The 12,939-nt window shown below is 60.8% G+C and carries 13 protein-coding genes; 2 read left to right on the top strand and 11 right to left on the bottom strand.

The window, feature by feature from the left end; translation table 11 throughout:
• Positions 1–2: 2 nt before the first annotated feature.
• From QIY50_05265 to QIY50_05295, 7 genes are all read right to left on the bottom strand, one after another.
• Positions 3–1,343, bottom strand: a complete 1,341-nt coding sequence (locus QIY50_05265) for a pilus assembly protein TadG-related protein (GenBank protein ID WGV21648.1) — start codon at positions 1,341–1,343, stop codon at positions 3–5.
• Between the two features lie 13 nt (positions 1,344–1,356).
• A complete protein-coding gene (locus QIY50_05270) occupies positions 1,357–1,638 on the bottom strand; it encodes a hypothetical protein (GenBank protein ID WGV21649.1) in 282 nt (93 codons plus the stop codon).
• A gap of 15 nt (positions 1,639–1,653) precedes the next feature.
• Positions 1,654–3,165: a type II and III secretion system protein family protein gene (locus QIY50_05275; protein ID WGV21650.1), complete on the bottom strand. Its 1,512-nt coding sequence runs from the start codon at positions 3,163–3,165 to the stop codon at positions 1,654–1,656.
• A 63-nt stretch (positions 3,166–3,228) separates the two neighbouring features.
• Positions 3,229–4,041: a Flp pilus assembly protein CpaB gene (gene cpaB, locus QIY50_05280; GenBank protein ID WGV21651.1), complete on the bottom strand. Its 813-nt coding sequence runs from the start codon at positions 4,039–4,041 to the stop codon at positions 3,229–3,231.
• Positions 4,042–4,053: 12 nt separating this feature from the next.
• Positions 4,054–5,388: an AAA family ATPase gene (locus QIY50_05285; protein WGV21652.1), complete on the bottom strand. Its 1,335-nt coding sequence runs from the start codon at positions 5,386–5,388 to the stop codon at positions 4,054–4,056.
• 15 nt (positions 5,389–5,403) lie between these two features.
• Positions 5,404–5,922, bottom strand: a complete 519-nt coding sequence (locus QIY50_05290; GenBank protein WGV21653.1) for a prepilin peptidase — start codon at positions 5,920–5,922, stop codon at positions 5,404–5,406.
• A 32-nt stretch (positions 5,923–5,954) separates the two neighbouring features.
• Entirely contained in the window at positions 5,955–6,146 is a 192-nt protein-coding gene (locus QIY50_05295) for a Flp family type IVb pilin (GenBank protein WGV21654.1), read from the bottom strand.
• Positions 6,147–6,593: 447 nt separating this feature from the next.
• Here QIY50_05295 and QIY50_05300 point away from each other — a divergent pair, with 447 nt between their 5' ends.
• Positions 6,594–7,472 carry a DNA-binding response regulator gene (locus QIY50_05300; GenBank protein WGV21655.1) on the top strand — a complete coding sequence of 293 codons (879 nt, stop codon included), beginning with the start codon at positions 6,594–6,596 and terminating at the stop codon, positions 7,470–7,472.
• On the opposite strand, the gene QIY50_05305 is transcribed toward QIY50_05300, so the two are convergent.
• The 4 genes from QIY50_05305 to QIY50_05320 all read right to left on the bottom strand — a co-directional run bounded on the left by QIY50_05305 (position 7,457) and on the right by QIY50_05320 (position 10,449).
• A complete protein-coding gene (locus QIY50_05305) occupies positions 7,457–7,957 on the bottom strand; it encodes a DNA-binding protein (protein ID WGV21656.1) in 501 nt (166 codons plus the stop codon). The genes QIY50_05300 and QIY50_05305 overlap by 16 nt on opposite strands.
• A 5-nt stretch (positions 7,958–7,962) precedes the next feature.
• Complete coding sequence (locus tag QIY50_05310) at positions 7,963–8,238, bottom strand: hypothetical protein (GenBank protein WGV21657.1); 276 nt, start codon at positions 8,236–8,238, stop codon at positions 7,963–7,965.
• 193 nt (positions 8,239–8,431) lie between these two features.
• Positions 8,432–9,646 carry an SAM-dependent methyltransferase gene (locus QIY50_05315; protein WGV21658.1) on the bottom strand — a complete coding sequence of 405 codons (1,215 nt, stop codon included), beginning with the start codon at positions 9,644–9,646 and terminating at the stop codon, positions 8,432–8,434.
• A 185-nt stretch (positions 9,647–9,831) separates the two neighbouring features.
• Positions 9,832–10,449 carry a TPM domain-containing protein gene (locus QIY50_05320; GenBank protein WGV21659.1) on the bottom strand — a complete coding sequence of 206 codons (618 nt, stop codon included), beginning with the start codon at positions 10,447–10,449 and terminating at the stop codon, positions 9,832–9,834.
• Positions 10,450–10,635: 186 nt separating this feature from the next.
• Between QIY50_05320 and bglX the strand changes: the two genes are divergently transcribed.
• Positions 10,636–12,927 carry a beta-glucosidase BglX gene (bglX, locus tag QIY50_05325; protein WGV21660.1) on the top strand — a complete coding sequence of 764 codons (2,292 nt, stop codon included), beginning with the start codon at positions 10,636–10,638 and terminating at the stop codon, positions 12,925–12,927.
• The last annotated feature ends 12 nt before the right edge of the window (positions 12,928–12,939 follow it).

Here is a 12,939-nt window from a genome sequence, read left to right on the forward strand (position 1 = left end):
TCCTAGGAGTCGGTACTCGGTGTGCCACTGCCACTGATAAAGGTCTTGTACAGCTGGATGATTCGCGGGCCGGTATCGTCCTGCGGCGTGGGCCCTGGCACACCGTCGCCTTCACATTGCTGGACGAACTGGCCGAATATCTGCGAATCCCCACCTGCGTTGTCGGCCGGCTGCACTACGTAGAAGCAACCGAAACCGATGACAGGAATCGACGTTGCACCCGAGTTCTTGCCAGAGCAGTCGCCGACCACGATCTTCAGCATCCGCCGCTCGAAAACCCCACCCGACTGGCAACCCGTGCCGCCTGCGACACAGGCGGCTGTTTGCGCGGAATAATCGTTGTAGTCGAACAGCGACGTGCCGCCGGCAGACAGGTTGCCATTGCTCGAAGTGACGACCTGGCCCTGCTGCTCGATCCGGGGAGGTGTAGCTGTACTGTTGTACGTCATCACCGGGTTGCTGTAGTTCGTCACCAGGTCCGGTGGATAGTCCGTACTATTGAGCGACCCGGCGTACTCGCCAAAGCGCGCATTCAGGCCTTTGATGGCAGGGCCAACAGTGTTGCCAGGCTTGGTGGTGGCGTTTTCACCGACATTGCGGCAAACCGAGGCGCCGCCGGCCATGAGTTCGCCAACATCCTTGCCGCCCGAGCCAAAGTCGAGCAACTGAAAATTGCCCGGGCCGATCGGGTCGCTGTTCTTGGAGGCTGATTTCAATACCTCCAGGTCACCAAAGCGATACCCCCAGAACAGGCCGGTACCCGGGTTGTATTGAGTCGGGTCGCCACACACCAGCAGCGGCGCAAGATCACATGGACTGGTCGGGCTTGGCCCGGCAGTAGCAATCGCCGCCACACCCTTGGTCCCCACGGTTTCTGTACCGATTGACTGGGCGAAGCTCCAGAAAAAGCCCGCCAGTGAGTAATTCGATACCGAGACCCGTACATAGGTGGCATTGGCCGGCCCGGGGAAGGAGAAAGGTCCATAGACATTGTCTGCCAACTCCACCACAGCGAACGCTCCGGGGTTGCCGCCGATTGCCGTTAACAGTTCGTTGTTGCCCGCGGCCTTGGCATTTTCGTTCAGGGTAAAGAGCGCGGCGGCTCGCGCGGTACTCGCGGCATTGCCAGAGCCCATCACCTGGCTCAGGGTCTTGGCGCCACTGAGTGCAGCGGCATCCACGGCATTTTGCAGTCGGGTCTTGTTCAACAACAGGTGAGCACCATCGAGCACCAACGCGCCAATCATCAATATCGCCAACAAGGCGATCACGATGATGACGGCTACTGCCCCCCGCTGTTGGCCTGGTGGCGCGGTGAACATCCGTTGAGCTCGAGGAGTCATGTCACGCCCTCAATCAGCGATTTGAGCCACTGACCTGGATCTGGATCGGCTGACTGACCTGCTGCGCATCGCCGGTTGCCCCCCGATAATCATTGAGCACCTTTTCCAGCAACGGTCCATCGGGGCCGGCGGGCGGCAGGTCGGTGCCCGGGTTAGCGGCCACCTGCTTGTCGGCAATCTGCTGGTAGGTGGTCTGGTAAACGCTGTACCCCAACGGGCCAACGCGCCCTTCGTCGTACGACATGCAGCCAGCCAACCCCGATACAAGCGCGCAAAACACGATCATGGTTTTCATGCTGGTTCTCTCCGATCAGTTCAGATCATGGCCAAAATTGCCGCCGCTGACCCCAAGGCTGACAGGCACCGCGCGCCCAGGCTCGCTGCCCTTGGTCTTGCCTAGCAGGTAGAAGTCCAGGTCACTGGGCTCAACGAACTTCTCGGTGGGCAGGCGCACCGCCTTGGCATCCACTGGCTTGGCCAGGTGCGGCGTTACCAGAATCACCAGTTCGGTTTCACCATTGATGAACGACTGGCTGCGGAACAGGTGCCCCAGGATGGGCAGGTCCCCCAAACCCGGGAAACGGCTGACGAAATCGCGCGTGTTTTCACTGATCAGGCCGGCAATGGCGATGGTCTGGCCATTGCCAAGCTCAACCGTGGATTCGGCGCTGCGCTTGGTCAGTGACGGAATGACCTGGGTAACACCATCGCCCAGGACGCTGCTCAGGCCCGTGTCGAGCACCAGCGAGTTGACGTTGGAAAGTTCGCTCACCGAGACATTCAGGTTGAGATTGATGCGCCCGGAGTCGAGCACCACCGGCAGGAATTTAACGCCAACGCCAAATTCCTTGTATTCGATGGTGATGCCATCATCCTCGGTGATCGGCACCGGGAATTCGCCACCCGAAATGAATTCCGCCTGTTGCCCAGTCAATGTGGTCAGCGTGGGCTCCGCCAGCACCTTGGCCGAGCCATTGTCCTTGGACGCCTCCAGCACTACGTTGAAGAGGAAGTCGTCGGACAGGAACTGGGCGAACAGCCCTTTACCGCCACCAATCAGTGAACCAGGCGAAAGGATCGACCCGCCGCCGGGGCTCAGCCCCAGCCCTTGACCATTGTTGAAGCCGCCACCGCTCCAGTTGCCCGAGGAGCCCAGGGCATTGAAGCGCACGTTGAGGTTCTTGATCAGGCTGCGCTGCATCTCTGCGACTTTCACTTCCAGCATTACCTGCTGGCTGCCACCAACGCTGAGCAGGTTGATCACTTCCAGCGACTGGGCCGGTGCCACCTCGGCGGCTTCGCCTTTGCCTTGCACCACGCTGGCAGTTTGCGCGGCATAGGTCTTGGCAACCTTCATCGCCGTGTCCATGGCGGCAGCACTGCGCACCTGGCCGCGCAGCACCAGCGCGCCTTGGGCACTGAACACTTCGATGTTCTCCTCGGGCAACAACTGATGCAGTTTGGTCTTGAGCCCGGTGAGGTCATGCACGACCTCCACATCCAAGGTGTCGATCAAGCGGTTGTTGCTGTCCCACAGCAATACGTTTGTAGTGCCGAGGGAGCGGCCGAGCAGGTAGAGCTGGGTGGGGCTGGTGATCAGGATATCGGCGATATCCGGGTTGCCGACGGAGATTTTCCTCACCGGCGTACGAGCGCTGATCGTCCGCGACTTGTAGATGGGGACCTGGACCATGTTGGTATTGGCCGCCGGCATGGCGCTGTATCCCGCTCCCGATTCTGCAGCCTGCGTCACGCCAACGAACAACAGCTGCGTACCCAGCCCGCACAACAGGTACATCCCTAGTCTCTGCAAAGTATTCATGCACAACTCCTTGCGAGGTGATCTTGTTCCTGCCGAAAGTTCGCCATTCGGACGCCAGCTGCCTTAGAACCGTGCTTTCGCCACTTCAACTTCGGTCCCACGGATGATGGTGACCGCGCCACCGTCACTACTGCGATTTACCACCGGTCTTGGCTGGGGTTTGAATGCTGGCGGTGCCGCCTTCACCGGCTCGACAGCTGCGACGGCTGGCGCCTGTTTCTGAGCGTCCAGCGGGTTGCGCAGGGCCAGTTGCAATCTTCCTTCGGATTGCGCCTTGACCAGCACTTCGGCCTCTTTGGCCGACATTTCCAGGGTTACGGCGCGTACCACCACCGGCTGGGTCTTGTCCGTCCCTGCCGTCTGGTCCACGGCCAATACCCGGAGGTCCTGAAGGATGGTTCTGGATTCAGCGTCATTACTACCGCCATTGCTTTGCCTGGTCGCCAGCACATCGACGCGGTTACCCGGCAACAGGAACCCGCCCACCCCGACCACGTCGTCCACACGTACTGAAATGGCGCGCTTGTCTGGAGCAATCAGCGAAGCCAGAGTACTGCCACCCAGGTGCTCTGCCAGGCGTGCGCTACGCAACACGTCGCCGCGCAGCAGGGCGAAAGTGGCAATCTTGCCTACCACCTTCTCATTGCTGTCAAAGGCATCGTCAGGTACCGCATCCCTGGGCATGCGCACGATGGCGACCTGCTGGGCTTCGATCATCTGCCCGAACGGGATCTCCACCGTGGCCACCACCACATTCTTCATGTTGTCATCCGGGGAAGCGTTGAGCCGATCATTGAGCCAATTGTTGGCCATCAAGGCAGCACCAAGCCCCAACGTCAGGGAAACGGCAACCAGGGTCAGCGTACGGGCACTCATCTCTGCATCTCCTTATCCAAGGAAGTCGATCTGGACGAAGTAGCTATGCCAGGCCCATTCCAGCTCCTGCGCCGATAGTGGCCCCTCGCCGCCCAGGTAACGCTGGCGGTCGAGCGCCATGTTCAGCAGGTCGCGAGGGTGGCAGGGCACCAGCGGCACGCCTTCGACCTCGTACAGTGCCTGTAGCGCATGGCGCAACAGCGACGGGTCGTAAGCCAGGCCAAGGCGTTCGCATTCCTGGCGCCAGATGCGTTCGTATTCATCGACCTTCAGGTAGCTGAACTGCAGCTTGTAGCCGATGCGGCGCAGGAAGGCTTCGTCGGCCAGCTCCAGGGGATTGAGGTTGGTGGAAAACACCAGCACCAGATCGAAGGGCACTTCGCAATGACGCCCCCCCCCAAGGTTGAGGAAGTCGCGCTTCTCTTCCATCGGCACGATCCAGCGGTTGAACAGTTCGGCCGGGGCCATGCGCTGGCGCCCCATGTCGTCGATGATGAACAGGCCATTGCTGGCCTTGAGTTGCAGGGAGGCCTGGTGCTGACGAGTAGCAGGATCGAAACGGACATCCAGTTGCTCCATGCCCAGTTCGCCGCCAGTGATCACCACTGGGCGTTTACAGCGTACCAGCCGCCGGTCGATGCCTTCGTTCAGCAACAGGCTGGCAGGTTGGCCATCCTCCTCCAGACGCTGGTGCACCTGGGGGTCATACACCTCAATGACCGACTCGTTGATCTCGATGGCATGGGGGACCCAGATGGCTTCGCCGAACAGGCGGATCAAGCGGCTGCTGACGTAGGTCTTGCCGGTGCCTGCGGGGCCGTAAATCATGATCGCGCGCCCGGAGTTCAACGCTACGCCCAGTTGATCGAGCATGCTCTCGGAGAGCACGACGCCATTGAAGGCCGTGTGCATGTCCTGTGTCGTGATGCGGCCATGGTGAATGGTCTGCAGCTTTAGCAGTTCACGGTAGGCACTCACCGGGAAAGGCGCCGCGCCGATATAGCCGCTGCGCGCCAGTGCATCACGGGCGGTACTGCGGCCACGTTCGGTCAAGCCATAGCGCAGCACCTGCCCCCCCGTTTGCACACCGACCTGGCCCAGTACTTCGACGCGGCCATCCTTGCGCAGAAAGGCCAGTACTTCTTCCACCACCGCACCGGTCAACGCCAGTCGCTCCACCAGACGCGACAGGTCCAGCGTACCGGCGTCGTGCAGGTGCTTGCACAGCAAATCACCGAGAAAGCTTTCTGCCAGGCCAGTCTCTTGAACTGTACGTGGCTGAGGTGCCAGGCTCTGCACTGCACCCTTGTCACAGGCGCAGGCACCGCTGTCTCTGAGTGCGTACATTTACAGCCTCCCAGGCTATAGGCCGAGCGGTTGCCAGAAAAGGCTGACAAGGGTTCCGAGTAGAATTGCCACGGCGTATGGGAAGGGCTTTCCGGCCACCTCGTCAGCAACCGGTGCCAAATACGCCTGTGCTTTCAACATCAACCAGTAACGTGACAACGTCATCGGTAACTGGCCACGCACCAGGATCAGTAAAAGACCGCACAGACATCCGGCAATCAGACTCAGGAGTGCCGCGCCAAGCGCGCCATTCAAAGAAAGAAAAGCGCCGACCATGGCCATCAGCTTTACATCACCGGCAGCCATCCCCCCCAAGGCATACATCGGGAGAAAAACGGCAAAGCCAATCAGCCCGCCCAGCACCCCATCACCGAAACCACTGACTCCGGCCAAGTAAGCCTGACCAGCCAAGCCCAACCCCAGCCCAACCAGAATCAGGAGGTTGGGAATGCGGTGGCGACGAAGGTCGCTAGCCACCGCGATACCCAGCAGCCCCATCAGCAAAACAGTCATAACCAACTGCTCTCTGGTCATCACCGCCTCTCCCTGCTGGATGATTATTTCTATTAGCACGCCGACCCTTTAATGGCAGTGCAGAGAGTCTGCATCTTTGTTTGCACTGCAGTTCCGAGACTAGTGAATATCCCGACAACAAGTGCCGTCACCAACCCACCAGCCACCGCATATTCCACAACGGTCAGGCCATCTTCATCTTTGACGAACTTCACGACCGAAGCCTTGATTGTTTGCAGATTCATTTCGCTCACCTCGCTAAGGACATTATCTTTCTTCCCGGGCAGTGGTGTTTTGCACTACCTGTTGCGAATGCTAGTCAGAGGGTGGCAACGGGGGTTAGGAGATTTTTGCGAATCACCAGGACTTTTTTGCGGCCATTAGCCATCATCGGAAAGGCAGGCCAGGCCCAAGGAAAACAGGCGGGATAGCTGAGTACGAGAAGCACTTCGGTGTGCATTCACGGCCAGTCAGAGAAAAGTTCCTGGTACGTTTGTTCAAGCCGACAAACGGTCGTCTCGCTCAAAAAGCCGAGCACCTGCAGAACCCCTCTAACATCAGCGTTTTAGAAATCCTCGGCAGGCCTTAAATCAAAAAGATCTAAGGTAATAACCAAAACAATCATCGGGTTAGTACGGTATTGGCAATACTGCTGCTCGTAGGGAAACTCCCCAGCATAAGGTTAAGTCACGATGTCTAACCCGGGCACAAAGCCGCTGCTGTTGTGGTTCGATCTGACACGCGATCATTCCACCGAAGCGCTGATGGCACAGTTCAGTCATGTCTGCGATTGCAAATTGGCGAAGGCCGTGGCGCATTCCGAACGCCAGCAGGCAGACATGATCTGCATGCATTTCGATCGTCCCGACACGCTCAACCTCAACCTGCTGCTGGAAGTGAAACGCAACTCACCGTCCATCCCGGTCACCATGTTCACCGTGCAGCACTCCGAAGAGTTGGCCGTGTGGGCCATGCGTTCGCGGGTCTGGGAATATCTGGTATTGCCGCTGACGAGCGGTGAGAAAAGTCGCTACATCGATGTACTCAAGCAGCTTTGCGACATCCGCCGCGCCAGCAAGGCCTCAGGCAATGCGCAGCGCATCGATCACCTTCCCTCCCTGCCCGACAGCATTCGCCTGACCGGCGAACACCACAAGCATCAGGCGCTCAGCAAGGTCATGCCGTACATCGACCAGCACTTTCGCGAATGCGTCGATCAAAAGGACCTCGCGCAGCGCTGCGGCATGACCACGGCCCGCTTCAGCCGCCTGTTCAAGGAAGTCAACGGCGTGGGGTTTCTGGATTACATCCTGAGCAAGCGCATGAACCTGGCCATGGACCTGCTCGTCAACAGCCAGATGCCGATTACCAGCATCGGCTATGAGGCCGGCTTCAAGGACCCTTCCTACTTCGCCCGTGCCTTCAAGCAGGTCAGCAACTGCACGCCCAGCGAGTACCGCCAGGCCCGCCAGCTCGGTGCGTCGGTCAGTGAAACCGAGCCCCTGAAAGATACCAATGCAGCGGTGGCAGACAATTTGTTGCAGGGTGCGGGGACTCACAAGTATCGCTGACGCACTACCCGTTCATATGCGCTCGAAATATTGACTGCCATCGCTATGCGAGCCAGCTCAAGGGTGCCTTGGCCAATTGAGTAACTACCCCGCGCCTGCAACCAAACCAGAATGTCGGCAAGATGCCAGAGAGCAGTGCTGCCATCGTGCACGGGGACAGGGAAGTTATGTGAATGCGCCAACATCAATTTCCGCATGTTTTGCCGAGATACGCCTATTATTTCAGCGACGTCAGAAAGCCCTACAAGATCGGGGGTCGCTTCGATGAGGCGAGCGCCTGGCAGCACTCTGCAAACATCTTTCAAAGCGCTCTCGATAGCCTCTTTCGCTGTAGGGGACTCGCGGATGAAGGCAAGCGCCAAGCGGCCCGGTTGACCTACGCCAACCACCGCATCATCGCATCCGCCGTCAGCCAGACGCTCCAGTAGCGCATCGGTTTCTTCATTTTCGCTCAATTGATACTTGAGGGTGAACTCATATTCCACCGTTTCTACTCCTCTCGGGCATTTGGTGCGCCTGAGGCAACTTTGCTACCCGAACAGTTATCAACCACACGCCTCAGCTGACGCGCCAAATTGCCAGGGTTCCTCGGGGTGCTCCAGATACTGGTAATACAAAATTCCCCACACCGACAATCGGCAGCGTTCCACGGGCAGTACATTTTCCCCCAACAATGTCCCCCACCCACCACTACTCTCCATCCCTTTGACTCAGCGTGCCTCAGGGCCTGCTCAACCTCCTTCCTGGCGTGACTGGGGCGTGACATCAGATTTTCTCCAGTGTGGACTTGCATGCCAATGGTTGTCAAATGACAACCACCCAATCGGCAAGCATGCACGCCACACTACAGAATTGATGATGCTGGGGGTCGCTGTAAGTGTCTGTTGGGAATTGTCCTACGCGGAATCGGGGCTTCGACCCTAAGAATGCTTGTAGGCCCGTAGAAGCAAGCAGTGCTATCAGAGCAACCCATCAGCCCGCAACAAGGTCTCCAGGCAATGCTCCTGTACCCCGTAGAACGCCTTGAGCTGGGCAATCTTTTCCAGCAACGCGCCGTTGTCCCCCACCTGCCGCCGCTTCACTGCAAGAATCATCTTGTTCTTGTTGGTGTGCTCCAGCGAGATGAACTCGAACACCTTGGTCTCGTACCCGCAGGCTTCCAGGTACAGCGCGCGCAGGCTGTCGGTCAGCATCTCGGCCTGCTGGCCCAGGTGCAGGCCGTACTGCAGCATCGGTTGCAACAAACCCGGGCTGTGCAGTTGCGGGCGGATCTGTTTGTGGCAGCACGGCGAGCACATGATGATCGCGGCGTTGCAACGGATGCCGGTATGAATGGCGTAATCGGTGGCGATGTCGCAGGCATGCAGGGCGATCATCACCTCGATGGCCTCGGGCACCACGCTGCGCACATCGCCACACTGGAACTCCAGGCCCGGGTGCTCCAGGCGCGAGGCGGCGGCGTTGCACAGGTCGACCATGTCCTGGCGCAACTCGACGCCGGTTACCTGTGCCTCGCGGCCCAGGCTGTTGCGCAGGTAGTCGTGCATGGCAAAGGTCAGGTAGCCCTTGCCCGAACCGAAGTCGGCCACCCGCAGCGCCTGATCCGCCGGCACCGGGGCGCCGGCCAGGGCGTGGTCGAAGACTTCGATGAACTTGTTGATCTGCTTCCACTTGCGCGACATGGACGGGATCAGCGCACCTTGTGCATCCGTCACGCCGAGGTCGCGCAGGAACGGCCGTGACAGCTCCAGGTAGCGCTTCTTCTCGCGGTCATGGCTATTGCTGGTGGCTGCTTCGCGCGGTGCCTGTGCGCCGTGGCGCTGGAGCATGGGCTTGCCCTTCTTGCTGAAGGTCAGCTGCACTTCACCGTCGGCGTCGAACAAGTGGGCGTTACGGAAGCTGTCCGGCAACAGCTCGGCGACCAGCGCCTGGGCCTGGTCCAGCGCCAGGTTGCGGGTGATGTCGCGGGTCTGGTGGCGGTAGACCAGCGACAGGCACGGCTGGCCCTTGACCTGCAGCGGCTTGGCAACGATCCGCTGCAAGGTCTGGTCGGCACCTACATGGCGCGCCAGCACCAGTTTGACCAAGGTATTGCCGTGCAGGGCGGCGTTCAGCAGGTCGAGAAACTGGGCGCGCGCATCTGGCGCGGAGGGGGCGGAAGAACTGGCGGACATGGAAAAACGGTGCCTCGGATAGCGGGGAGCGCATGGCGCAATGCACGCATTCTACAGGGTGCTCAACTTCCTGTGGGAGCGGGCTTGCCCGCGAACACCGGCGAAGCCGGTGCCACACACCGCGTCGCCAGTTTCGCGGGCGCGCCCGCTCCCACAGGGGAAGCGTCAAGCCATCGGAGGCCGACTCAATCGAGAATCACCAGCCGGTTGGGCAACTCGTTACGCGCATGGGTAGGCGGCACGTGCTCGCTGAGCAGTTCGCCGCACGCCTCGATGCATTCGACAAAACCCTGCAAGGTGCGGCCCTGGCGTACCTGTTCGGCAAAGCGGGCGACGATGGCCGCGCGGACCGTGGCATCCAGGTAGTGCTCAATGCCGCGGTCGACCAGGATTTCCACGTGCCGCTCCGCCTCGCTGACAAAAATCAGCACACCCGTGGCGCCTGCCGTGCCCTGCAGGTTCTGCTCGCGAAACTGCTGGCGGGCCAGGCGCGAAGCGCGCCAGCGGCGCAATGCCCGGGGGATCAGCCAGCCGGCCAGGCGCGGGTTGCGCAGCAGCAGGCACAGGCTGACGAACAGCAACACATTGGCCACCAGCAGGCCACGCACGCCGGGCCAGCCCAGCAGCCAGTGCAACAGGGCCGGCACGGCCAGCGCCAGCACGGCGGCACAGAGCAAAGGCCAGTAGGCGTAGTCATCGGCCCGGCGGGCCAGCACTGTCACCAGCTCGGCATCGGTACGCCGTTCGGCACGGGCAATGGCTTCGGCGATCTGGCGCTGGTGATACTCGTCTAGGGGGGTCATGCCGTCGGTCTCTTGGGCGTTCTTATAGTTGTTGTCCCGGCATTCGGGGCTTCATCCGCAGGCGCTATATTCAGGCATAATCCGCCGCTGGAAGAAATGCCTGCAAATCGTACAACAATAGCCGCCTGAAAACTTCGGCCGCGCACGTATCACCGCGGATACGGCAGAGGCCCCATAACGGAATTGATGATGAAACTGTCTTTGCTGGGCCTGGCCATGGGCCTTGCCAGTCAGGCGGCCCTCGCCGCCCCCTCCGCCCCGCCCCTGCAGGACAAGCAGGCGTTCATCGACCATCTGATCAGCCAGATGACCGAAGCCGAGAAGATCGGCCAACTGCGCCTGATCAGTATCGGGCCGGAAATGCCCAAGGATAAGATCCGCGAGGAAATTGCCGCCGGGCGCATCGGCGGTACCTTCAACTCACGCACGGCCCCCGAGAACCGCCCCATGCAGGACGCGGCGATGCGTAGCCGGCTGAAGATTCCGATGTTCTTCGCCTACGATACCGTCCACGGCGAACGCACCATTTTCCCGATCGGCCTGGGCATGGCCGCGACCTGGGACATGGACGCCGTCGCCAAGGTCGGCCGCACCGCTGCCATCGAGGCCGCGGCCGACGCCCTGGACATGACCTTCGCACCAATGGTCGATATCGCCCGCGACCCGCGCTGGGGCCGCACCAGTGAAGGCTTTGGCGAAGACACCTATCTGACTTCGAAGATCGGCCAGGTGATGGTCCGCTCGTTCCAGGGCAGCAGCCCGGCCAACCCCGACAGCATCATGGCCATCGTCAAGCACTTCGCCCTGTATGGCGCGGTGGAAGGCGGGCGCGACTACAACACGGTCGATATGAGCCTGCCAAAAATGTACAACGACTACCTGCCACCCTATCGCGCCGCGCTCGACGCGGGTGCCGGCGGAGTGATGGTGGCGCTGAACTCGATCAACGGCGTGCCGGCCACCTCCAACACCTGGCTGATGAACGACCTGCTGCGCAAGGAGTGGGGCTTCAAGGGCGTGACCATCAGCGACCACGGTGCCATCCAGGAACTGATCCGCCATGGCGTCGCCCGCGACGGGCGCGAAGCCGCCAAGCTGGCGATCAAGGCCGGCATCGACATGAGCATGAACGACACCCTGTACGGCGAAGAGCTGCCAGGCCTGCTGAAGTCTGGCGAAGTGACCCAGGCCGAACTGGACCAGGCAGTGCGCGAAGTGCTCGGTGCCAAGTACGACATGGGCCTGTTCAAGGACCCGTACGTGCGCATCGGCAAGGCCGAAACCGACCTGAAGGACTACTACGGCAACGACCGTCTGCACCGCGACGCCGCGCGTGACGTGGCGCGCCGCAGCCTGGTGCTGCTGGAAAACCGCAACCAGACCCTGCCGCTGAAAAAGGCCGGCACCATCGCCTTGGTCGGCCCACTGGCCGATGCCCCGATCGACATGATGGGCAGCTGGGCTGCCGACGGCAAACCGATGCACTCGGTGACCGTGCGCGAAGGCCTGCGCCGCGCCGTGGAGGGCAAGGCCAGGCTGGTCTACGCCAAAGGCTCCAATGTCACCGGCGACAAGGCGATGTTCGATTACCTGAACTTCCTCAACTTCGATGCTCCGGAAATCGTCGACGACCCGCGCCCGCCTGCGGTGCTGATCGACGAGGCGGTGAAGGCGGCGAAGCAGTCCGATGTGGTGGTGGCAGTGGTCGGCGAATCCCGCGGCATGTCCCACGAGTCGTCGAGCCGCACCACCCTCGAAATCCCGGCCAGCCAGCGGGAGCTGATCAAGGCCCTGAAGGCCACCGGCAAGCCTCTGGTGCTGGTGCTGATGAACGGCCGCCCGCTGTCGATTGCCTGGGAGCGTGAGCAGGCCGACGCCATCCTGGAAACCTGGTTCGCCGGTACCGAAGGTGGCAACGCGATCGCCGACGTGCTGTTCGGCGATTACAACCCGTCTGGCAAGCTGGCCATCACCTTCCCGCGTTCGGTCGGGCAGATCCCGATGTACTACAACCACACCCGTATTGGCCGGCCCTTCACGCCGGGCAAGCCGGGCAACTACACCTCGCAGTACTTCGAGGAGCCCAATGGCCCGCTGTACCCGTTCGGCTATGGCCTGAGCTACAGCAGCTTCGAGCTGTCGGGGCTGAAGCTGTCGAACAAGGACCTCAAGCGTGGCGACACGCTGGAGGCCAGGGTGACGGTGAAGAACACCGGCAAGCTGGCAGGCGAGACCGTGGTGCAGCTGTACCTGCAGGATGTATCGGCGTCGATGAGCCGCCCGGTGAAGGAACTGAAGAATTTCCAGAAGCTGATGCTCAAGCCTGGCGAGTCGCGCACGTTGAGCTTCCGCATCAGCGAAGAAGACCTGAAGTTCTACAATGGCCAACTGCAGCGGGTTGCCGAGCCTGGGGAATTCAATGTCCAGGTCGGGCTGGATTCCCAGGCGGTGCAACAGCAGAGCTTTGAACTGCTGTAACTGACAGGTTTT

The sequence above is a fragment of the Pseudomonas putida genome (assembly GCA_029953615.1).
Classification (GTDB): domain Bacteria; phylum Pseudomonadota; class Gammaproteobacteria; order Pseudomonadales; family Pseudomonadaceae; genus Aquipseudomonas.